19 protein-coding genes are annotated in these 21,250 nt (G+C 70.4%); 9 read left to right on the top strand and 10 right to left on the bottom strand.

Annotated features, from left to right (window positions below; genetic code table 11):
• Positions 1–84: 84 nt before the first annotated feature.
• The gene (locus tag C6Y14_RS15475) at positions 85–1,047 is read left to right on the top strand and encodes an alpha/beta hydrolase family protein (RefSeq protein ID WP_107017234.1); all 963 of its coding nucleotides are present in this window, start codon (positions 85–87) and stop codon (positions 1,045–1,047) included.
• A gap of 43 nt (positions 1,048–1,090) precedes the next feature.
• On the opposite strand, the gene C6Y14_RS15470 is transcribed toward C6Y14_RS15475, so the two are convergent.
• Complete coding sequence (locus C6Y14_RS15470; protein WP_107017233.1) at positions 1,091–1,474, bottom strand: MerR family transcriptional regulator; 384 nt, start codon at positions 1,472–1,474, stop codon at positions 1,091–1,093.
• 130 nt (positions 1,475–1,604) lie between these two features.
• Between C6Y14_RS15470 and C6Y14_RS15465 the strand changes: the two genes are divergently transcribed.
• Positions 1,605–2,678: an alkene reductase gene (locus tag C6Y14_RS15465; RefSeq protein WP_107017232.1), complete on the top strand. Its 1,074-nt coding sequence runs from the start codon at positions 1,605–1,607 to the stop codon at positions 2,676–2,678.
• A gap of 42 nt (positions 2,679–2,720) precedes the next feature.
• Here the strand turns inward: C6Y14_RS15465 and C6Y14_RS15460 are convergent, their stop codons facing one another.
• A complete protein-coding gene (locus C6Y14_RS15460; RefSeq protein ID WP_107017231.1) occupies positions 2,721–3,146 on the bottom strand; it encodes an SRPBCC family protein in 426 nt (141 codons plus the stop codon).
• Positions 3,147–3,318: 172 nt separating this feature from the next.
• Between C6Y14_RS15460 and C6Y14_RS15455 the strand changes: the two genes are divergently transcribed.
• Positions 3,319–4,008, top strand: coding sequence for a DUF6328 family protein (locus C6Y14_RS15455; RefSeq protein WP_225891095.1), 690 nt, complete (start codon positions 3,319–3,321; stop codon positions 4,006–4,008).
• Positions 4,009–4,014: 6 nt separating this feature from the next.
• On the opposite strand, the gene C6Y14_RS15450 is transcribed toward C6Y14_RS15455, so the two are convergent.
• From C6Y14_RS15450 to C6Y14_RS15415, 8 genes are all read right to left on the bottom strand, one after another.
• Entirely contained in the window at positions 4,015–4,524 is a 510-nt protein-coding gene (locus tag C6Y14_RS15450) for an SRPBCC family protein (RefSeq protein ID WP_107017230.1), read from the bottom strand.
• 48 nt (positions 4,525–4,572) lie between these two features.
• A complete protein-coding gene (locus C6Y14_RS15445) occupies positions 4,573–5,085 on the bottom strand; it encodes a GNAT family N-acetyltransferase (RefSeq protein ID WP_107017229.1) in 513 nt (170 codons plus the stop codon).
• A 94-nt stretch (positions 5,086–5,179) separates the two neighbouring features.
• The gene (locus tag C6Y14_RS15440; RefSeq protein WP_107017228.1) at positions 5,180–6,373 is read right to left on the bottom strand and encodes an acyl-CoA dehydrogenase family protein; all 1,194 of its coding nucleotides are present in this window, start codon (positions 6,371–6,373) and stop codon (positions 5,180–5,182) included.
• Between the two features lie 79 nt (positions 6,374–6,452).
• Positions 6,453–7,469, bottom strand: a complete 1,017-nt coding sequence (locus tag C6Y14_RS15435; RefSeq protein WP_107017227.1) for a ThuA domain-containing protein — start codon at positions 7,467–7,469, stop codon at positions 6,453–6,455.
• Positions 7,470–7,528: 59 nt separating this feature from the next.
• Positions 7,529–9,676, bottom strand: a complete 2,148-nt coding sequence (locus C6Y14_RS15430) for an outer membrane protein assembly factor BamB family protein (RefSeq protein ID WP_107017226.1) — start codon at positions 9,674–9,676, stop codon at positions 7,529–7,531.
• A gap of 151 nt (positions 9,677–9,827) precedes the next feature.
• Entirely contained in the window at positions 9,828–10,739 is a 912-nt protein-coding gene (locus C6Y14_RS15425) for a citryl-CoA lyase (protein WP_107017225.1), read from the bottom strand.
• Positions 10,736–11,938 (bottom strand): CaiB/BaiF CoA transferase family protein, encoded by a 1,203-nt coding sequence (locus C6Y14_RS15420; RefSeq protein ID WP_107017224.1) that lies wholly within the window; start codon positions 11,936–11,938, stop codon positions 10,736–10,738. Before C6Y14_RS15420 ends, C6Y14_RS15425 begins: the two co-directional genes overlap by 4 nt.
• Positions 11,939–12,084: 146 nt before the next feature.
• Positions 12,085–12,870: an IclR family transcriptional regulator gene (locus C6Y14_RS15415; protein WP_225891094.1), complete on the bottom strand. Its 786-nt coding sequence runs from the start codon at positions 12,868–12,870 to the stop codon at positions 12,085–12,087.
• Positions 12,871–12,999: 129 nt separating this feature from the next.
• On the opposite strand from C6Y14_RS15415, the gene C6Y14_RS15410 reads away from it, so the two are divergent.
• Genes C6Y14_RS15410 through C6Y14_RS15385 form a run of 6 tightly spaced genes read left to right on the top strand, consistent with a single transcriptional unit; the run spans position 13,000 to position 21,099 of the window.
• Positions 13,000–14,505: an aldehyde dehydrogenase family protein gene (locus tag C6Y14_RS15410; protein WP_159074258.1), complete on the top strand. Its 1,506-nt coding sequence runs from the start codon at positions 13,000–13,002 to the stop codon at positions 14,503–14,505.
• Positions 14,502–16,340: a thiamine pyrophosphate-binding protein gene (locus tag C6Y14_RS15405; RefSeq protein WP_107017221.1), complete on the top strand. Its 1,839-nt coding sequence runs from the start codon at positions 14,502–14,504 to the stop codon at positions 16,338–16,340. Before C6Y14_RS15410 ends, C6Y14_RS15405 begins: the two co-directional genes overlap by 4 nt.
• Before the next feature lie 59 nt (positions 16,341–16,399).
• Positions 16,400–17,584 (top strand): ABC transporter substrate-binding protein, encoded by a 1,185-nt coding sequence (locus C6Y14_RS15400; protein ID WP_107017220.1) that lies wholly within the window; start codon positions 16,400–16,402, stop codon positions 17,582–17,584.
• Between the two features lie 34 nt (positions 17,585–17,618).
• Positions 17,619–18,488: a branched-chain amino acid ABC transporter permease gene (locus tag C6Y14_RS15395; RefSeq protein ID WP_107017219.1), complete on the top strand. Its 870-nt coding sequence runs from the start codon at positions 17,619–17,621 to the stop codon at positions 18,486–18,488.
• Positions 18,485–20,344, top strand: coding sequence for a branched-chain amino acid ABC transporter ATP-binding protein/permease (locus C6Y14_RS15390; RefSeq protein WP_107017218.1), 1,860 nt, complete (start codon positions 18,485–18,487; stop codon positions 20,342–20,344). The genes C6Y14_RS15395 and C6Y14_RS15390 overlap by 4 nt, the downstream gene beginning before the upstream one ends.
• Positions 20,341–21,099, top strand: coding sequence for an ABC transporter ATP-binding protein (locus C6Y14_RS15385; RefSeq protein WP_107017217.1), 759 nt, complete (start codon positions 20,341–20,343; stop codon positions 21,097–21,099). Before C6Y14_RS15390 ends, C6Y14_RS15385 begins: the two co-directional genes overlap by 4 nt.
• The last annotated feature ends 151 nt before the right edge of the window (positions 21,100–21,250 follow it).

Genomic DNA, 21,250 nt, shown 5'->3' with positions numbered 1-21,250 from the left:
CCGTTTCCCCATCATGGCAGGTGGGGGAGCCGGTGGCCAACCGCGCACAGTCAGCACCTCGAACGGTCAGGAGAAGGAATCCCCATGACTGCACCAAGCGCAGCCGCAGCCGCAACCGAATCCGAACTCGCACCCACCCCCGTCGTCTCGGTGAAGCCGGTGGTGCTGGAAGCGCCAGGCCGAGGCGAAGACCTCCGGGTGCGTATCTCCGCCCCGGTGACCGGGAGCGAACTGCCGGTCGTCGTCCTCTCGCACGGCTACGGGTCGTCGCTCGACGGCTACGGCCCGCTGGCCGACTTCTGGGCCGCCCACGGCTTCGTCGTCGTCCAGCCGACCCACCTCGACTCCCGCACGGTGGGCCTGGCCCAGGACGATCCCCGTACGCCGCGGATCTGGCGCCACCGCGTCGAGGACATGAAGCAGGTTCTCGACCGGCTCGATCTGCTGGAAGCGGCGGTTCCAGGTCTGCGGGGTCGCCTCGACCGGACCCGGATCGCCGCGGCCGGACATTCCTTCGGCGGTCAGACCGCGGGCAACCTGCTGGGCCTGCGGGTCCTGGATCCCGTGAGCGAAGAGCAAGTCGATCTCTCCGACGCGCGGATCAAGGCGGGCGTGCTGCTCGCCACTGCGGGGAGGGGCGGCGCCGACCTGACGCCGTACGCGGCCGAGCACTTCCCGTTCATGAACCCGGACTTCGAGAACATGACCACGCCGGCCCTCGTGGTCGCCGGGGACCGTGACGACTCCCCGCTGTCCGTCCGGGGGCCCGAGTGGCTCGCCGACCCGTACTTCCTGAGCCCGGGTGACAAGAGTCTGCTCACCCTGTTCGGGGCGGAGCACTCGCTCGGCGGGATCGCCGGATACGAGGTCCAGGAGACGACGGACGAGAACCCCGAGCGCGTCGCCCTGCTGCAGCGGGTCACCTGGGCCTACCTGCGCCACGCGCTCGGCATCGAGGACGACAGCTGGACGGCGGTGCGCAAGGCGCTCGCCGAAGGTGCCGCACCCCCCGGTGCCACCCCGCTGGGCCGGATCGAGTCCAAGTGACGTTCCGCGCGGGCGTGCAGGTGTGCGCAGGTGCGCGCGAGCGTCAGACGCAGGCCGCCGCAGCCGTCTGGAGCTGGTCGCGGTAGGCCCGGGCCGACGTCATCAGCTGGTCGAGGGCGTCGCGGGTCCGGACGAGTTCCGCGATGTGCATGGTGAGCCGGTCGCGTTCCTCGCTCATGCGGTCGAGGGCGGCGTCCGAGTTCTCCTCGCTGGGTGAGTCGACGCAGGGGAGCAGCTCGGCGATGGTCCGGCTGGACAGCCCGGCCGCGTAGAGGTTCTGGATGAACCTGACGCGTTCGATCTCGTACTCCGTGTAGTGCCGTTGTCCACTTGCGCTGCGGGTGCTGGTGAGCAGCTTCTGCTCCTCGTAGTAGCGCAGCGACCGGACGCTGACACCGGCCCGTTCGGCGAGCTCTCCGATACGCATGTGCTTGTCCCCGCTCTCCCCGCGTGCCGCTGTTACCTGGGTCACAGAACTTGCCCCTGACGTCAATGTCAGGTTTTAGCGTAACCGCTGTGCCCGGTACCCGGGCCGCGGATCGCGAAGGAGTTCGCAAGTGACGAGCCTGTTCCAGCGTTACGACCTCGGTGCCCTGACGCTGCCAAACCGCGTGGTGATGGCCCCCATGACCCGGGTGAGGGCCGCGGCCGGCGGTCTGGCCACCCCGTCGATGGCCACCTATTACGCTCAGCGGGCGAGCGCCGGTCTGATCGTGACCGAGGGCGTCCAGCCCAGCCTGATCGGGCAGTCCAACCCGGGTACACCGGGCCTCCACACCGATGAGCAGCAGGCGTCGTGGCGGCCGGTGACGGATGCCGTGCACGCCAACGGCGGACGGATCTTCGCCCAGCTCATGCACGGCGGGCGCGTCTCGCACCCCGACACCACGGGCACGCGGCCGGTCGGACCGTCGGCCGTGGCCGCGGTCGGCGACGTGTTCACACCGACGGGGCCCCGGCCCGCGCCGGTGCCCCGCGCACTGGAGACCGCGGAGATTCCGGAGCACGCCCGCTCGTACGGTGACGCGGCCCGCCGGGCCGTCGACGCGGGATTCGACGGCGTGGAACTGCACGGCGCCAACGGCTACCTGATCTCGCAGTTCCTCTCCTCCAACGCCAACCTGCGTACGGACGGCTACGGCGGCTCCGTGGCCCACCGGATCAGGTTCGCCGTCGAGGCGGTGTCCGCGACCGTCGAAGCCGTCGGCGCCGCGCGCACCGGCATCCGGCTCTCGCCGGGCGGGACCTTCTGGGGAGTGGAGGAGAAGGAGGTCACGGAGCTGTACACCGCTCTGCTCGGCGAGTTGGCGCGGCTGGACGTGGCGTACGTGCACATCGAGGCGACCACGGACGAAGAGGTGCTGCTGGAGCTCCGCCGCGCCTGGCCCGGCACTCTCGTCATGAACCCGGTCCTGCCCATGGGGCCCAAGCAGACCGGCCGGTCGGACGCCGACCACTGGCTCGGCCTGGGCGCCGACCTCATCAGCTTCGGCCGGGCCTTCATCGCCAACCCCGACCTCGTGGAACGCCTGCGCACGGGGGTTCCCATCGCCCCTGTCGACGAGGCGACCTACTACCAGGGCGGCGACGCCGGATACCTGACCTATCCGGCACACCAGTACAGCGCCTGACACCGGCCGGCGGAGCGCCGGACCGGGGGCCGGACGGGGGAGTCAGGCCGACGCGGCGGTCTCGGCGAGTTTCTGGAACTCGCCGAGGTCGTAGTTGGCGAGCGCCGAGTCCAGATTGGTCAGGGCGCCCAGACGCTCGACGAAACCCTTCGGGTCGTACTCGATCTGCAGGGTGACGCGGCTCGACGTGTCGCTGAGGTGATGGAACGTGACGACTCCCGCGTGGTGCACCCCCTCCACGGTGTGCCAGGCGATCCGCTCCTCGGGAATCACCTCGGCCAGCTCGGCGACGAAGTTCTTGTCCGCGCCGGGCAGGGACAGCTGCCAGGCGAAACGCCGCTCGTCCAGGGGCTCCACCAGCCGAACGTGACTGAGGAAGGACGGCCACCTCGTCACATCGCTCCACAGGGCCCAGGTGACGGAAACGGGGGCCTGGATGTCGACGGTCTCCACCAGGGATGCGGACACGGGGGCCGCCTTTCGTGGTCGGTTCGGCGCCGGTCCGGGCGGATCGGCAGGGCCCGGATACCCGCGCGCCGCCCTCCCACACGCGACGAGTGACCGGCCCCCTCGGCCGGCCGGCGGGCCCGCCCGGTGCCGTGCCTTACCGGTGTGCCAACTGCCCCCAGGGAGAACGGGCTTGACGCAGGCCGTGCGGGGTATCCGGCATTTCCCGGCGTGCCGCACACGGCCCGTCACCGAACTGGTACGCGTACCCGGACTCGTGCTCATACCTGTGGAGGACATCATGGCCGTGACGGACCCGCCCGCCCCCACGATCTCCTCCGAGGCCTTGGACTCCGGGGTCTCGGATTCCGGGGTCACGGAATCCAGGGTCACGGAATCCAGGGACGCCCGAGAGAACGCGGAGGCGCCGAGAGAACAGGCGAACCGTCGCTGGAACGAAATACTCCAGGAGACCCGGGTCGCGCAGACCGGCGTACAGATCCTCTTCGGCTTCCTGCTCAGCGTGGCCTTCACCGCCGGGTTCCGGGACCTCGGGACCATCGACCGGACGATCTACGTGGTCACCGTCGTCCTCGGTGCGGCGGCCACCGGTTCCCTCATCGCCCCGGTCTCGATCCACCGCTTCCTGTCCGGTCAGCGGATGAAGAACGAGCTGGTGGAGACCGCCCACCGGCTGATGATGTTCGGGATGGTCCTGCTCGCCCTCACCATCGGCTCGACGCTGCTGCTCATCCTGCGTGTCGTCCTGCCGGGCCTCATCGCGGAGTTCCTCGTCGCCGGGGTGATGCTGTACTTCGCCGTGTGCTGGTACGCACTGCCCCTCTGGCTGCGCCACCGCGCCGCACGTGACGAGAACGCCTGAGGTTTCTCAGGAGTGGGCCGGTGCCTCCAGCTCCCGCTTGAGGTTGCGCAGGGTCCTGTCGATGTTGCCGACCTGGAAGACGGCGAAGGTCTTGCCGCCGGTGGCGACGCGGTCGAAGGCGTTGGCCACGAGTGTGGGCCAGGAGCGCCGGTCGTCGGTCCAGGTCTCCGTCACCCGGGTGCCGTCGCCCGCCGCCTCGAACCGGTACTCCCACGTGGCGATGGGCGCCTTGAGGCGGGGACGCCGGATTCCGATCGCGTGGACGCGGAAGGCGAGGCGGCTGCCGGGATCAGCGGTGGTGACCGTGCAGCGGGTCGTCCAGCGGAAGCCGTGGCGCTTGTTGTGACCCTCGAAGACCATGCCGACCTGGGCCGGCGCGTCCCCGCCCGGAACTGTCGCGCCGAGGTTCTCGGGGCTCCAGCGGCCCATCTGCGAGAGTCGGCTGACCTGGTCGTACACCGTCGACGGTGACGCCTCGACCAGGATGTTACGGGTGACGGTGAACGTGCGGGGCATGGGCACTCTCTCCGTGGGCGCAGAAGTTACCGGACAGTACCGAAGAGTCTACTGGCAAGTAGGGATCCGGAACTCCAGCTCGGGCCGGTCCCACACCACCGCGGGCGGTGTCGCCGACGCGGTCCCGACGTGCACCGCGCCCACGCTGCGGTAGAAACCCTCGGCGGGAGGATGCGACACCACGCGGACCCGGTCGAGCCCGGCCGCCCGTGCCTCGGACGTCATGTGCGCCACAAGCAGTCGTCCCACCCCGCGCCCCTGCGCCTGGTCGGCGACGAACATCAGGTCCAGTTCCGGCGGGGCGAGGACCAGGGAGTAGAACCCGAGCACCTGGCCTTCGTGTCCCTCCGCGGCGTCAATGACGGTGTTGGCGGCGACGGCCACGAACACTCGGTGGGTCTCGATGTAGTCCGGGCCGACCCGGTAGCCCGCCACCATTGCCGCGTACTGGCCCTCGTAGGCGCGTGAACCGCGCACGAGCCGCGTGAGCCGTTTGGCGTCCCGCGCGGTGGCCCGGCGCACCGAGACCGGGCCACTCCTGCCTGTAATGCTCCGGTTCATCAGCCGAGTATTACAGGCAGGAGATCGTCGTCCTCACACCAGGCCCCGTGACGCCGGGCGGGCCTCGGACCATCGGGACCTGCGGCACCAGGCCTCAGACGAACGCGCTCTCGCCCGTGACCGCCTTTCCGACGATCAGCGTGTTCATCTCCCGGGTCCCCTCGAAGGAGTAGATGGCCTCCGCGTCGGAGAAGAAGCGGGCCACGTCGTAGTCCAGCACGATTCCGTTGCCGCCGAAGATTTCCCTGGCCCAGCCCACGACCTCGCGCATACGTGCCGTGACATGGGCCTTGGCCAGCGACGAGTGCTGGTCCTTGAACACGCCCGAGTCCTGCAGCCGCGCGAGCTGCAGCAGCATGCCCCAGCAGGCGGTGATGTTGCCGAGACTCTTGACCAGCAGGTCCTGCACCAGCTGGAAACCGGCGAGCGGCCGGCCGAACTGCTCGCGCTCGGTGGCATAGGCGAGCGCCAGCTCGTACGCGCCGATCATCACGCCCAGCGCCTGCCAGGCGACGCCGCTGCGGGTGGCGCGCAGCACCTCCGCGACATCGCGGAACGACTCGACGTTCTGGAGCCGGTCGGCCTCCGGCACCCTGACATCGGTCAGGGTGATGTCGGCGTTCTCGACGATCCGCAGGGAGATCTTGTTCGCGATCTTCTCCGTGGTGAAGCCCGGCGTGCCCTTGCCGACCATGAACCCCTTGACCTGGTCGTCCGCGAGGTCCCTCGCCCAGACCACGACGTGGTCGGCGAAGGTGGCGTTGCCGATCCAGCGCTTGGCGCCGTTGAGGACCCAGGTGTCGCCCTGCCGCTCGGCCGTGGTGCCCATACCGGCCGCGACGTCGGAGCCGTCGAGGGGTTCCGTCAGGGCGAAGGCCCCGATCGTGTCCATGGCGGCCATGCCCGGCAGCCAGCGGTCCCGCTGCTCCTGGCTGCCACCGGCGTGCACGGAGTACATGGCGAGGCCGGTGTGGACGCCGAAGAACGTGGCGACCGACGCGTCCACCCGGCTCATCTCCAGCGCCATCATCCCGGTCAGCAGATGGCTCACCGCGGGACCGTGCTCGCCGTAGCCCTCGTACGACAGCCCCACCAGACCGCTCTCCCGGAACTTGGTGATCAGCTCCTTGGGAAAGGTGCCCGCGGCCCAGTTCTCGTTCACCAGCGGCTTGACCTCGTCGTGCATGAACGCGCGTGTCTTCAGCAGGATCTTGCGTTCCTCGTCCGACAGCGCGGACTCGAAGTCGTAGAAGTCGGCAACGATCCCGTCATCCTTGGAAGATCTCATCTTCGCCTTCTTCCACGCTTTCCTTGCAGGATGCACGGGAATTCGGCGAATGGGTCAACCGGTACCGCTCAGGAGTGAGTCAGCCCGCCCGGCAGAACGGCTCCCTGCCCATCGCGGACTCGATGCCGCCGAGGATCAGGCGCTGGAACTGTTCGGCACCGGGGAACGAGCCGTCCGTCGAGAAGGCCGCGGCGTCATGGCCGAGGGTGGTGAGCCAGGCCCGTCCACCGTCGTAGTACTGGCACCACGCGACGGGGTGGTTCCTGCCGTGGCCGGGGTGCCCCTGATTGCCCGTGACGCCTTCGGCCAGCGTGGACTCGTCGACGGTGGCCAGGACACGGACCTTGGAAGGGGCCGGGACGAGGTTGTACCACTCGTCGGAGAAGTTCCAGCGGGCCGGCAGCCCGGCGGTGGAGGAGTCGCGCCGGTTCTGTACGACGACCTTGCCCGGTTGCGCGGGGCCGTGGTCGTAGAAGTTGGCGCCGCCCAGCAGACCCTCGTACCAGGGCCAGTTGTACTCCGTGCCGAACGCGTTGTGGATCCCGGCGAAACCCCCGCCGCCGCGGATGTACTGGCGGAGGGAGGTCTGCGCGGCGTCGTCGAGGGCGTCGCGGCTGGTGGAGTAGAAGACGACGGCGTTGTACCGGAACAGCCGCGCGGGTGTGGCGAGTTGTGTGACGTCCTCGGTCCAGTCGACGGTGAAGCCGTGCTTCCTGCCCATCTCGACCAGGGCCTTCTGGACGACATTGCTGTCGGCGAGCGCAGGGTTGAGTCCACCCCCGAGCGCGGGGCCGAGGTTGGCATGCCGGGGCCCGGCGGTCCGCGTGTAGAGGAGCACCCGATAGCCGTCGGTGCCCGGGGAGAAGTTTCCCCAGTCGTGGTAGCACTTGGCACTCACGCCACGGCACACCCCGTAGTCCGGACTGCCCAGCTCCTCGGCGCTCCGTGTATGCCGGCCATCTGCCGATGCGCCCTCGCTCCGCGCGTCCCCGTGCTGCTGAAGGCCGAAGAAGGCGGCCAGCGCGATGAGGAGCGTGGCACCGACGGCGGCGACCACGGACACGGCTGTACGCGCCGCACGTGCTCCGGATGTCATGGTGACGGGCCCTCTCCCTGGACGGCGATCCGCTGAACGGTGATGTGCTGGACGGCGACTCACCGGACGACGATCTTGCCGGTGGACTGGGGGAAGGCCGGGTCGTTGTAGAAGTACTCGCCGGGCCTGCCGAAGGTGTACGTGTACGACTGGCCCGGCATCAGCAGCCCGGTGTCGAACTCCGCGTCGAAGAACGCGACCGCGCCATGGGCCTGGGTGTTGTCGGCGGGGTTGGTGAAGGTGACGGCGGTGCCGGCCGGGACCGTCAGGTGCTGGGGTGCCATGGCGTTCTGGGCGACCGTGTTCTCGGTGGTTGCGGGCGCGCCCGTGGAGGTGTTCCAGACGCGACCCAGCGTGACGGTGTCGTGTGCCGTCGTCCCGCTCACGGCGGCGGTACGGATCTGGTTGCGGCGGGCCGGGGGAGTGGGCGCGGGAGCCTGGCCCACCTTGCCGCCGAGCTTGAACGCCCAGAGGTGGTCGCCCCGCGGGATGTCGGGGAAGGGGAGCCCGTTGCCTCCGGCCAGCACGGCGATGTACTGCTCGCCGTCGATCTCGTACGAGACCGGGACGGTGTTGACTCCGGCGCCGCACTGCCAGGTCCACAGCGTCTTCCCGTCGGTGTCGTCCATCGCTTCGAGGACGCCGTCCGGGCGGCCCTGGAAGAGGAGGCGGCCGGCGGTGGTGAGGATGCCGTTGCCGTGGGCCAGCGACCACGGGCCCTCCTTGCGCCAGGCGACCGTGTTGGTGCGCGGGTCCATCGCGACCAGGCCGCCGCCGAACAGCTCGCCGAGGGGCCGGGCGGTGTTGACCCGGCCGCCGCGGGTGTTGGAGTAGGAGGAGTTGACGAGCCCGTAGCCGACGTAGACGTATCCGGTGCGGGGGCTGAAGGAGGGGAAGCCCCAGTCGGCGCCGCCGCCCGCTCCCGGGAAGAGGATGGTGGCCCGGTCCCAGAAGACCTCGTACAGGCCGCCGGTCGGATAGAAGGGGACGGGCCGGGTCGTCTTGTCCAGCTCCGGGTACGGGGACACGAACGGTTCGCCACCGGGGAAGGGCTGGGTGGGGGAGGTCTTCTGCAGGGTGTGCTGGGGGACCGGCCGCTCCTCCATGCCGTGCACGGCCTCACCCGTGCGGCGGTCGAGGATGTAGTACCAGCAGGTCTTCGAGCCGTAGACGACGACCTTGCGCTTCCTGCCGTCGACGAGGAGGTCGGCGAGCACCGGCGCCATGACGTTGTCGGCGTCCCAGATGTCGTGGTGGACCGACTGGAAGTGCCAGCGCCGCTTGCCGGTCCTGGCGTCGATGGCGACGATCGAGTTGGCGAAGAGGTTGTCGCCGCCGCGCGAGGACCCGTCCGTACGGGGGTAGGGGTTGCCGAACGTCCAGTAGACGAGGCCGAGTTCGGGGTCGACGGCCGGGTGGATCCAGGGGACCGCTCCGCCGGTCTTCCAGGAGTCGCCCTCCCAGGTGTCGTGCCCGTACTCGCCGGGTCCGGGCGGACCCCAGAAGGTCCACCGGACGTCACCGGTCCGGGCGTCCAGCGCGTACCCGCGTCCGCGGGCGCCGGCGGTCGAGCCCTCCGTGCCGATGTAGACCAGGCCGTCCCAGTGCACGACCGCGCCCGCGAGGCCGCCGCTGTTGCCGCCGCACTGGCCGCTGTCGTTGTCGCAGCCGTCGTCGCCGCCGTTGTCGTCGACGATGAGTGGCTTCTGCCAGACGATCGCGCCGGTCCTCCGGTCGAGCGCGTACACGATGTTGGCGCCGGAGATGGTGAAGACCTTGCCCTCGGCGACGGCGACGCCCCGCATGTTGGTGGTCTCGGTGCCGAGGCTGGTCCTCCAGATCACCTCGCCGGTCCTGCCGTCGATCGCGAAGACGTTCTGCTGGGTGGTCTCGACGTACAGCACGCCGTCCTGCACGACGATCGTGCACTGCTGGTACGCGCCGGTGGAGCCGCCCTCCAGGTTGATGTGCCAGGCGCCACCGAGCCGCTTGATGTTCTTCGGGGTGATGTCCTGGAGCGTGGAGTGGTTCTGGTTCCCGTAGTTGCCGCCGACCTTGGGCCAGTCGGCGCCGGTGGTGCCCAGCGCGGCGGACTGCCGGGGGACCGGGAGTGCGAGGTCCGGGGCCGCGTGCGCGGTGGACGCCGCGGTGGAGGCGCCGACCGCACTGCCCGCCGCGGCCGTCAGGAGGAAGGTCCGTCTTTCCATCGCCGAGTTCCCTCGATTCGATCAAGGTCCGCTAGATGGTTTGTGCGAGCCACACAATGGGTTCGTGTGATGGGAGGTCACGCTAGGGACAGCTGTGCGTCCATGACAAGACACGCGACGGGGATTTTCGAACCTGAGGGTCAACAGGGCCCTACGGGCGCGCTGTTGGTGCCACCAGGTGGACCGGCACCATGGACGGCGGCATGGGGCTCTTGTTGCGGCGCCCCTGCCCGGTCTCCTCCCAGGCGTGCGCCAGGATGCCGACACTGCGGCTGAGCACGAACAGGCCGCGGGCCAGGGGCGCTGCGAAGCCCAGTTCGGCGTAGATGACGGCCGTCGCGCCGTCGATGTTCATGGGCACGGGCTTCCTGCCCTCGCGCCCGCGGTTGAGCAGCTCCTCCACCGCACGGGCCGCCCGCAGATGGGCGCCCTCCACCAGGCCGTCCGCCACGGCCCGTTCCACCAGCGCGAGCAGCGGGTCGCGGCGCGGATCGCGTGGGTGGAAACGGTGGCCGAAACCGGGCAGATAGCGCGAGCGGGCCCGCCACTCGCCGACGACCTCGGCGACGGCGAGCTCGAACTCCGCGTCCGGGGTGGGCTGTTCGATATCTCGGCTGGGCGGCTCGGCCTCTCGGGTGTCCTGTTCGGCCTCTGGGCCGGGTCGCGCGGCAACCCGGCCGCCGTGCCGTTCGACGATCTCGCTCAGCAACTCCACACACTGCTGACCGGCCCCGCCGTGCACATCGCCGAGCATGTTCACGCCGGTGGCCACGGCGCTGTTGAGCCCCACCCCACAGGTGGCGGCCATCCGGGCGGCGGCGATCGAGGGCGCCTGCGGGCCGTGGTCGACACCGGCCACCAGGGCGGCCTCCAGGAGTCCGGCGTGCCCGGCCCGGGGGAGTTCACCGCGCAGCATCAGCCAGATCGTCTCGACGAAGGTCGCGTGGCCGATCAGGTCCTGCACCGGATGTTCGCGCAGCTCGATGATGCCCGGCTCGACCCGGCTGACGGCGGTGGCCCACCACTGGGCGACAAGACCGTCCTGCGGCCCGGCCGCCGTCATGACGCCCGGGCCCCGGCGGCGTGGCGGTGCGCGCGCCAGCGGGCGATCAGCCGTTCCCGCTCCTCGCCGTGCTCGTCGAGCAGCGGAGGCGGGGTGCCCGGCGACAGCGCCTCGCCGTCCACCAGCACGCCGTTGCCGCTGACCCTCAGCGTGCGGCCGGAGCCGTCCGGATAGGGCAGATCCGTGAAGAAGCCGCGGTGCGCCAGCTGCTCCAGCTCGACGGCCTCCGGGACGGTCAGGACGCGGGCCGCCGGGACCCCGGCCGCGGACAGCATGGCCTCCCACTCCAGGGCGGTCTTCTGGCGCAGGGCCGCGTTGAGTTCGGAGTTGAGCTCCGTGCGGTGCCGTTTCCGCGCCTCCCGCTCGGCGAACCTGGGGTCGTCGATCAGCTGGGGCAGCCCGGCGAGACGGCAGAGCGTGACGAACTGCTCCTGCCGGTTGGCCGCGATGTTCAGCCCCCCGTCGGCGGTCTCGAAGGTCCCCGAAGGCGCCGCGGTGGCGTTCTGGTCACCCATCGGCTCCGGATCCACCCCGCTGACCAGGTAGTTGGAGACGGCCCAGCCCATCGCGGAGAGGGAGACCTCCAGCATGGAGACGTCCAGCCGGGCCCCTTGCCCGGTCCTCTCCCGTCCGACCAGGGCCGCGCTGATCGCGAGGGCCGCGCCGAGACCGCCCAGCGAGTCGCACACCGGGAAACCCACCCTGAGCGGGGCGGTGTCGGTCGTACCGGTGATGCTCATCATTCCCGACAGGCCCTGGATGATCTGGTCGTAGGCGGGCGCTGCACTCATCGGCCCCGACTGCCCGAAGCCGCTGATGGCGCAGCTGACCAGTCGCGGATTCAGGTCCCGCAGCCGGTCGGCCCCGTACCCCATCCGGGCCAGCACCCCGGCTCGGAAGTTCTCCAGGAGGACGTCCGCGCCGCACAGCAGCTCCTCGAAGTCGGCCCGGTCGCCGGGGTCCTTGAGGTCGAGTACGAGGGACTGTTTGCCGGCGTTCTGGGCGAGGAAGGACGCGCCGATACCGGACCGGTTCAGTTCGGGATCGGGGCCGAGACTCCGTGCGAGGTCGCCCCTGCCCGGCTGTTCGACCTTGACGACCTCGGCGCCGAGAAGCATGAGGTGGTAACTGCAGTACGGCCCTGCGAGCACATTGGTGAGATCGAGTACGCGGATTCCTGAGAGCGGTCGTTCGGGCATGCACCGGCTCCTTCTGCGGTCACAGCGGTTCGAGCGGGTCCATCGGGTTCAGTGGGTCCATCGGGTTCAGGGGTTCCATCGGGTTCGAGCGGGTCCAGCGGGTTCTGCTCGTTCTGCGGGGCCGGCGGGTTCTGTGAGTCGTCGGTTCACTTCGTCGGGCTGAGCGGGTGGTCGAAGCCCTGCTCGGACATCCGCCGGGAGACCTCGGCGAGCGCGGTGGCGAAGCGCTCGACGACGGACTCGGGGAAGCGGTGGCTCGGACCGCTGAGCGAGAGCGAGGCGACCACGGCCCCACTGCGCCCCACGACCGGCACGGCGACGGCCGTCAGCCCTTCGTCGCGCTCGCCCCGGCTGACCGCGAAGCCCCGCTCCGCCGCCAGATCCGCCCACACCCGCAACTGCCTGGCATGCCCCTCGCCGTGCGGCGAGCCCGCGGCGATCCGGCGCAGCAGGGAGTCGGGAGCCGTACGAAGAAGGATCTTCGACGAGGCACCCGCCCACAGCGGGAGTTCGTCACCGACCCGTACGACATGACGCAGCGGCTGCGGGCTCTCCTGCTGGGCCACGCAGACGCGGGACAGGCCGCGCAGCATGAAGAGATTGACCGTCTCCTGCTGCTCCTCGGCCAGTTCGCGCATCAACTTGCGGGTCTCGCGGGGCAGTTCCCAGCTGGTGTGCGCGAGATGGGCCCAGCGCCACAGGCCGGGACCCGCGGTGTAGCCGGCCGGGGTGTCCCAGAGCAGGCCGCACTGCTCAAGGGTCTGCACCATGCGGACCACCGTGGTCTTGGCCAGGCCGGTGGAGTCGACGATCTCCCTCAGCGTGACCGTCGGCTGGTCCTCGGTCAGCAGTCCCAGGATGTCCAGAGCCCTGCGCACACTGCGCACCCCGGTCGCCTCGGCCGCCGCCCCCTCATGGTCGGTCCCGCTCACGCGCCTTCCCCCTCTGCTTCGAAACTTCCTCGAACGGCCCTCTTGTCACCGCGAGTTGGCGCCCGTACGTTACACGCCGACCCACAGAGCAGTCCACCAGTACCACTGAGCGGTTTCCTGGGAGATCTCATGCTCGATTCCCTTCTCAAAGCCGGCAGGGACGCGGCAGTGGCCGAAGCGCCTCCCTACGTCGCCGGCCACTGGGGTGGCAGCGGACCCGCGTCGACCCGAACAGGCCCCTACCTGCGCCATGTCGTCAGCCGGACCTCGACGGCGACCGGGGACGAGATCTCCCGCGCCCTGGCCTGGGCCCGCCCCTCGGCCCGTACGGTGGCCGGGCTCGCCCCCGCCCTGCGCGCCGACGTCCTGGACCGAGCATCCCGCGCCGCGTCCGCCCACCGCGAGGGGCTGGCCCGCCTCCTCGCCCTGGAACTGGGCAAGCCGGTCAAGGACGGGCTCGGCGAGATCGACCGGGTCGCGGACACCTTCGCCGTGTGCGCCGCGGAGGCACGGCACATCGGCGGCGAGACCCTGCCCGTCGCCGGCTGGGCACGCGGCGTCGGCAACACCGCCTTCACCTACCGCGCCCCGGCCGGGGTCGCCCTCGCCATCACCCCCTTCAACGCCCCCGCGAACCTCCTCGCGCACAAACTCGGCGCGTCCTTCGCCGCGGGCAACACCACCCTGGTCAAGGCCCCGCCCCAGGCGCCGGCCTCCACCGCCGCGATCGTGGCACTCCTCCTGGAGTCCGGTATGCCCCCGCAGGGCGTGCAGTTGCTGCACGGCGGCGGCGAGGTGGGCGCGGTGCTGTGCGCGGCCGACGAGGTGGCCGTCATCAGCTTCACCGGGAGTGCCGAGACCGGCCGGGCCGTCGCCCGCGCGGCCGGAGCCAAGCGACTGGTCCTCGAACTGGGCGGGAACGCCGCCACCATCGTCTGCGAAGACGCCGACATCGGGCAGGCCGCCAAGGAGTGCGCCCGCACCGGATACAGCAACTCCGGCCAGAGCTGCGTCTCCGTCCAGCGCGTCTACGTCCACCGCTCCCGCTACGCCACGTTCCTCGACGCCTTCACCGCTGCCGTCGACACCCTGAAGGTCGGCGACCCGCTCGACCCGGCCACCGACGTGGGCTCGATGGTTGACGAGGAAGCCGCCGAACGCGTGGTGCGCTGGTCCGCCGAGGCCGCCGCCTCCGGCGCCCGCGTCCTGCGCGGCGGCACCCGCGACGGCGCCACCGCGGCGCCCACCGTCGTGGCGGACCCCGCGCCGGACTCCTCGGTCGTGGTCCACGAGGTCTTCGGGGCACTGGTCGCGGTGCTCCCGTACGACGATTTCAGCGCGGTCATCGACCTCTGCAACGCCAGTCGTTACGGGCTGCAGGCAGGGCTGTTCACCCGGGACCTGGGCCGTGTCGTCACCGCCTGGCGGGAGCTGGAGACCGGCGCGCTGATCGTCGGCGGCACCTCCAACCACCGTCTCGACCATGTCCCCTTCGGCGGGGTCAAGGACTCCGGCTTCGGCCGCGAGACACCCCGCTCGATGATCGACGACTACACGGTCGTCAAGACCCTCATGCTCCGCGGCCTGTCCGTCTGGGGCGACACGACATCCATCGACGGGGAGAGCACCGAATGACCGTGACCGCCGCCGAAGCCCTGGTCGCCCAACTGGAGTCGTACGGAGTCGAGTACGTCTTCGGCACCTGCGGCCACACCAACATCGCGTTGCTGGACGCGCTCGGCCCCAGCCCGATCCACTTCGTGATCGCCCGCCACGAGCAGGCCGCCGCACACGCCGCCGACGGTTACGCCCGTGCCTCCGGGAAGCCCGGCGTCCTGCTCACGCACGTCGGTCCCGGCATGATGAACGCCGTGACCGGCGTGGCCACCGCCGCACTCGACTCGATCCCGCTGATCGTCATCTCCGGCGACATCCCCTCCTACTACTCCGGCCGCCACCCGCACCAGGAGGTCAACCTCCACGCGGACGCCGACCAGACCGCCATCTACCGGCCCCTCACCAAACGCACCTGGCATGTGCGCCGCGTCCAGGATCTGGCCCGTACGACCGAGCGGGCCTTCTGGACCGCGACCTCCGGCCGGCCCGGGGCCGTGCTCGTCAACATCCCGATGGACCTGCTCAGCCGCCAGGTCGAGGAGTACGCCGACACGTACCCGCTGCCCGGCGGCGCCGCGCTCCCCGGTCTCGACCGGGGCACCGCCGAACGCATCGCCCGAGCACTGCTGGACGCCGAACGCCCGCTGATCTACTTCGGCGGCGGACTGCGTGAACCCGCCGCCCGCGAGGCGCTGGCGGCCCTCGCCGAGCACCTCGACATCCCGCTCGCGCACTCCCTGATGGGCAAGGGCGTCCTGCCCGACAGCCACCCCCTGCTGCTCGGCATGCCCGGCTTCTGGGGCCTGGAGACCACCCATGAGTACACGAGGGGCGCCGATGTGGTCCTCGCGCTGGCCACCCGCTTCGCGGAGACGGACGCCAGCTCATGGGACCCGGCGTACACCTGGACCTTCGGCGCCCGGCACGGCTCGTCCGGCCACGGGCCCGGCGCACCCGGCGACGGGCACGGCTCGTCCGGCGGCAGGAGCGGCCCGGCCGGGGACGAGCACAGTCCACCCAGCAGGCTCATCCAGATCGACATCGACCCCGCCGAGATCGGCCGCAACTATCCCGTCAAGATCGGCGCCGTGGCCGATGTCGGGGACGCGGTCCGAGCCATCGGGGCCGCGGTGCGGGCCGCCAGGCCGGAGCCCTTCGCACGGGAGGGCCTGCGTGAGACCGTCGCCGCCGCCCGCCGGGCCGTCTTCGACACCGCCCGCGAGGACGGCCGCAGCGACACCTTCCCCCTGCGGCCCCAGCGCATCCTCGCCGACCTGCGCGACGCGCTGCCCGACGACGCGGTGCTCGTCACCGACGTCGGCTGGAACAAGAACGGCGTCGCCCAGTGCTACGAACTCCCCGAAGGCGGGCGCTTCATCACCCCCGGCGGAGCCTCGACCATGGGCTTCGGCCCGGCCGCGGCGGTCGGCGTGCAACTGGCCCAGCCGGACCGCGTGGTCGTCGCGCTCATCGGCGACGGCGGGATGAGCGCGCAGCTGCCCGCGGTGCCGATGGCCGTCGAACAGGGCCTGCCCGTCGTCTTCGTGGTGATGAACAACCGGGCCCACGGCACCATCGCCGACCTCCAGGCCTCGTCGTTCGGCCGGTCCTACGGTTGCGAGTTCACCGATGCCGAAGGACTGCCCTACAGCCCGGACTTCGCGGCGTTCGGGCGGTCCTGCGGCGCCGAAGGACACACGGTCACCGTTCCCGCCGACCTCTCCAAGGCCCTCGCCGACGCGCTCGCCCGGCGCAGGCCCGCCGTCATCGACGTACCGATGGTCAACGAACCCGTGCCGACGCCGGGCCACTGGAACATCAAGGACATCTACCGCGGGTCCTTCGCCGACTGACCGCCACCCCCCCCACACCGTCCTGTCCGTTCACCGCTCGCTCACAACGAGGTGACCCCATGACCCGCAGCAGCACCCCACGACCACGCACCGGTACGCGCGCCACCACCCGCCGAACCGCCGTCTGCACGGCCGCCGCGCTGGCCGTCGCCCTCACCGCGTGCAGCGCGCCCGGCGAATCGGACGACGACACCAAGGCGTCCTCAGGACCCATCAAGGTCGCCGTCGTCAACGCGCAGAGCGGGCAGCTCAGTTCGCTCGGCGACTGGGAGTACAAGGGCGCCAAGCTCGCCGTCGACGAGTGGAACGAGAAGGGCGGGGTCGACGGCCGCAAGATCCAGCTGAAGCTCTTCGACGACCAGGGCGACCCGACCACCGGCACCAACATCGCCCGCAGGCTGGTCAGCGACAAGTACGTCGCCATGATCGGCACGGCGGAGAGCGCGGTGACCATCGCCATGGGCCCCGTGCTCCAGCAGGCGAAGATCCCGAACATCACCTCCGGCCAGTCCGACGGGCTTGTCGCGCTGAAGAGCCCGTACCTCTTCCTCAACGGACCGACCAGCACCACCTACGACTCGACGCTCGCCCAGCACCTGGTGAAGGACAAGGGTTACAAGAAGATCGCCATGATCACGAACAACGGCTCGTTCGGTAAGGGCGAGCACGACGCGTTCCTGAAAGCCGTGAAGGACCTCGGTGTGACCCCGTCGACCGACCAGGTGGTTACCACCGACCAGAAGGAGTTCAGCGCGGCCCTGACGAAGATCCGGTCCACGAAGCCGGAGGTCATCTTCATCGGCTCGGAGGAGGTCGAGGCGGGGCTGATCGTCAAGCAGGCCCGGGACCTGGGCATCACCGCCCCCTTCGCCGGCGCGGCACCCCAGGGCACCCCCGTCTTCATCGACACCGCGGGCAAGGCCGCCGTCGAAGGCACCATCGTCAGCTCGCCCTATCTGAGCAACGACGTCAGCGCCGCCTCGAAGAAGTTCGCCGCCGCGTACCAGGACGCGTACGGCAAGGAGGCGGAACTGCACGGCGCCAAGGCCTACGACGGGGCGAACATCCTGCTCACCGCGCTGAAGACCAGCAACGGCGCGAGCGGCCAGGAACTCGCGGACGCCATCCGCGACACCCGGTACAAGGGTCTCCTCGGCGACTTCCAGTACGACGAGTCGGGCGTCGGCATCACCAAGACCACGATCGGAGTCATCCGCGACGGCGAACTCGTCCCGCAGCAGTAGGCATCGGGAGCACTGGGAACACGGGAGCACCGAAGTGCAGGAGACACTGCAGACACTCGTCGGAGGCCTGAGCCTCGGGGCGGTCTACGCCCTGGTCGCCATGGGGTTCTCCCTGGTCTACCGCACCATGGGCCTGGTCAACTTCGCGCACGCCGACATCGCCATGATCGGCGCCTACGCCGCCTCCACCTTCTACCTGACCTACAAACTGCCCTTCGCCGTCGCCATGGTCGTCGCCATCGCGGTCACCGCGGCGATCGGCCTGGTCATCGAGCGAGTCCTGCGGCCCCTGGAGAACAAGGACTTCGACCTGATGCTGATCGGCACGATCGGCTTCGGCATCGTCCTCCAGGCCGTCGCCATCCTGATCTGGGGCACCACCGGACGGGCGGTCCGCTCACCCGTACCGGCCGCCCCGCTCGATGTGTTCGGGGTGCGCGTACGCACGTACGACCTGCTGGTGATGGCCGTCGCGGCCCTCGCGGTGCTGGGTCTCGCCTGGTTCCTCGCACGCACCAAGCGCGGCGCCGCCATGCAGGCCGTCGCCATGGACCACGAGGCGGCCACCGCCGTCGGCATCGACGTGGGCCGCAGCAACGCCCTCGCCTTCTCCATCGGCGCGGGCCTCGCCGCGCTCGCGGGCGGTCTCGTCGGACCGATGCTGTACGTCGACGCCTCACTCGGCGGTGCCCTCGGCATCAAGGGCTTCGCCGCCGCCATGCTCGGCGGCTTCGGCTCCATCCCCGGCGCGGTCGTCGGCGGCCTCGCGATCGGCGTCCTGGACTCCTACGCGGCCGGCCACTTCCAGGGCTACTCGGTGCTGGTGACCTTCCTGGTCTTCACCGCCGCCATCATGATCCGCCCGATGGGTGTCTTCGGGGAGAGGACGGTGAGCCGCGCGTGAAGTTCCGTGCCGCAACCCTCGGAGCCCTGGCCGTCGCCGCTTGGCTGCTGCCGTACGGCCTCGGCGGCTACTCCATCCACGTCGTCAACATCGCCCTCATCTATGCCCTGCTGGCCATCGGCATGGGACTGGCCATGGGCATCTCCGGGCAGATCAACCTCGCCCAGGTCGCCTTCTTCGGCGTCGGCGCCTACACCCTCGCCATCCTCACCACCGACTCCGGATACGGGTTCTGGGCGGCGGCCGTGCTCGCGGTGCTCGCGACCGTGACGACGGGCCTGTTCGTCGGCATCCCCGCCCTGCGCATGCAGTCCCACTACCTGGGGATCGTCACCCTCGGCCTGGCACTCGGCTTCATCAACTGGATCACCAACGCCTCCGTCACCGGCGGAGCCGACGGGATCTCCGGCATCCCGCTGCCCACCCTGCCCGGCATCGACCTCTCCAGCGAATACCTCTACTACTACCTGGAGCTGGTGGTCTGCGCGGTCGGCCTCGGCTTCGGACTCTTCGTCGTCCGTACGCACCTGGGGCGACGGCTGCGCGCGATGCGCGACGACTCCCTGGCCGCGGGCGCCATGGGCGCGGAGATCCCCCTGCTGCGCATGACCGCGTTCCTGTTCGCCAGCCTGTACGGGGGACTGGCCGGAGTGCTGTACGCGGGCCTCATCCGCTATGTCGCCCCGGAGACCTTCTCCATCGGCAACATGTTCATCCTGCTCGCCATGGTCGTCATCGGCGGCCGGCGCTCCCTCGTCGGCTGCGTGGTCGGCGCGATCGGGCTGACCCTGATCCGCGAGTGGCTCTCCGACTTCTCGACCTACGCACAGCTCGGATACGGCGTGGTGGTTGTCCTCATGGTCGTCTTCGCCCCGACCGGACTCGCCGGAATCCCCTCCCGCGCAAAGGAGTTCGTGAACCGGCGGCGACTGCGGGGGAGGCCGGGCGAGGACCGTGCCCGGCTCCACCCCTTCCAGCCGTACGAGCCCGTCGAGTCCCCTGCCTCCGCCGCCGTACCCCTCCTCGAAATCCAATCCGTCACAAAGGACTTCCGCGGACTGCGTGCCCTGGACGATGTCTCCCTCACCGTCGCCCCCGGCGAGATACGCGGCATCGTGGGCCCCAACGGCTCCGGCAAGACCACCCTGTTCAACGTGATCAGCGGCTTCTACCGGGCCACCTCGGGCCAGGTGCGGTTCGCCGGCCGCGCCACCACCACCGCCCGCCCCTACACCCTCTCCCTCCTCGGCGTGGCCCGCACCTTCCAGAACCTGCGCCTGTTCGGCCAGTTGACGGTCCGGGAGAACATCCTCGTCGCCCTCGACCGCACGAAGACACACACCATCTGGCAGTACGCGCTGTGGCAGCCCGGAGTCGTCCGCCGCGAACGGCGCCTGCGCCGCCGGGCCCAGGAACTCCTGGACCGCTTCGGCCTCGCCGACTTCGCCGAGGCCGCGCCCGGCTCCCTGCCCTACGGCATCCAGCGGCGCATCGAGATCGCCCGCGCCATGGCCGCCCGGCCCCGACTGCTGCTGCTCGACGAACCGGCCGCAGGACTGAACGGCGAGGAGGTACGGCAACTCGCCGACATCGTGCGCTCCATCCGGGACAGCGGCACGACGGTCGTCCTCATCGAGCACAACATGGGTCTGGTCATGTCGCTGTGCGAGCGCGTGACCGTGCTCTCCAGCGGCGGGGTCATCGCGGAGGGCACACCGGCCGAGGTGGTGGCCACGCCCGAGGTCATCGAGGCGTATCTAGGGGATTCGGCGCCGGACCATCCACCCGCCCCGCCTCCACCCGCCCCGCCTCCTCCCGCTTCACCCCCTCCCGCTTCGAAGGAGGCGACCCGATGAGGACGATCCCGTTCCGGCGAACGACCGCACCCGGCCCCGGCACACCGGCCACCCTCGCCGTCGACGGCCTGTCCGTGCACTACGGCGGGGTCCGCGCGGTCAGCTCCATCAGCTTCAGCGTGGCGCCCGGGGCATCGGTGGGCATCATCGGCGCCAACGGCGCGGGCAAGACCTCCACGCTCAAGGCCCTGATGGGACTGGTACCGCGGGGCGGCGGACGCATCACCCTGGGCGAGCGCGACCTGACCCGGGTGCGGGCCCGCGACATGGTCCGGCACGGCATCGGCTACGTACCGGAGGGCAGGCATGTGTTCCCCGGCCTGACCGTGGAGAAGAACCTGCTGCTCGGCGCGTACGCCCGCCGGTGGGACGCCGGAACCCGGGCCACGCTGGCGGAGGTGCACGAACTCTTCCCTGTACTGGGCGAGATGGGCGGGCGGCTGGCGGGCGCGCTCTCCGGCGGACAGCAGCAGATGCTCTCCATCGGCCGCGCCCTGATGGCCGGGCCGCGCATCCTCCTCCTCGACGAACCGTCCATGGGGCTCTCGCCCAAGCTGGTCGGGGAGATCCTGAGCGCGCTGAAACGCCTGCGCGAGGACGGCCTGAGCCTGCTGCTCGTCGAGCAGAACGCCAAACTCACCTTCGGCGCGACGAGTCACTGCCTGGTCATGGAGAACGGCAGCGTCGCCATGACGGGCACCTCCGAGGAACTCAGCCAGGACACGCGGGTGCGCCGGATCTACCTCGGCCTGTGAACCGCCGGCCCACGGGTGGCATCACTCGTGGGCCGGCGAACCGGTCGGTTCCCCGCAGATGCCGACTCGGACGCAGCGACCCACTACCTATGATGGGGATGCTGCGGGGTGGTGCGAGGTCAGCGGCATGTGCCGTTCACACCGGCCGCGG

Source organism: Streptomyces dioscori, assembly GCF_003024195.1.
GTDB classification, from domain to species: Bacteria; Actinomycetota; Actinomycetes; order Streptomycetales; family Streptomycetaceae; genus Streptomyces; species Streptomyces dioscori.
This window is presented reverse-complemented; position numbering and strand designations above follow the sequence as displayed.

Excerpts from the sequence above, each read along its gene's own strand:
- C6Y14_RS15445 (WP_107017229.1), bottom strand. The coding sequence starts at position 5,085 with ATGAACCGGAGCATTACAGGCAGGAGTGGCCCGGTCTCGGTGCGCCGG.
- C6Y14_RS15425 (WP_107017225.1), bottom strand. The coding sequence starts at position 10,739 with ATGACGGCGGCCGGGCCGCAGGACGGTCTTGTCGCCCAGTGGTGGGCC.
- C6Y14_RS15430 (WP_107017226.1), bottom strand. The coding sequence starts at position 9,676 with ATGGAAAGACGGACCTTCCTCCTGACGGCCGCGGCGGGCAGTGCGGTC.
- C6Y14_RS15410 (WP_159074258.1), top strand. The coding sequence starts at position 13,000 with ATGCTCGATTCCCTTCTCAAAGCCGGCAGGGACGCGGCAGTGGCCGAA.
- C6Y14_RS15450 (WP_107017230.1), bottom strand. The coding sequence starts at position 4,524 with ATGCCCCGCACGTTCACCGTCACCCGTAACATCCTGGTCGAGGCGTCA.
- C6Y14_RS15400 (WP_107017220.1), top strand. The coding sequence starts at position 16,400 with ATGACCCGCAGCAGCACCCCACGACCACGCACCGGTACGCGCGCCACC.
- C6Y14_RS15440 (WP_107017228.1), bottom strand. The coding sequence starts at position 6,373 with ATGAGATCTTCCAAGGATGACGGGATCGTTGCCGACTTCTACGACTTC.
- C6Y14_RS15435 (WP_107017227.1), bottom strand. The coding sequence starts at position 7,469 with ATGACATCCGGAGCACGTGCGGCGCGTACAGCCGTGTCCGTGGTCGCC.
- C6Y14_RS15420 (WP_107017224.1), bottom strand. The coding sequence starts at position 11,938 with ATGCCCGAACGACCGCTCTCAGGAATCCGCGTACTCGATCTCACCAAT.
- C6Y14_RS15385 (WP_107017217.1), top strand. The coding sequence starts at position 20,341 with ATGAGGACGATCCCGTTCCGGCGAACGACCGCACCCGGCCCCGGCACA.
- C6Y14_RS15470 (WP_107017233.1), bottom strand. The coding sequence starts at position 1,474 with ATGCGTATCGGAGAGCTCGCCGAACGGGCCGGTGTCAGCGTCCGGTCG.
- C6Y14_RS15405 (WP_107017221.1), top strand. The coding sequence starts at position 14,502 with ATGACCGTGACCGCCGCCGAAGCCCTGGTCGCCCAACTGGAGTCGTAC.
- C6Y14_RS15475 (WP_107017234.1), top strand. The coding sequence starts at position 85 with ATGACTGCACCAAGCGCAGCCGCAGCCGCAACCGAATCCGAACTCGCA.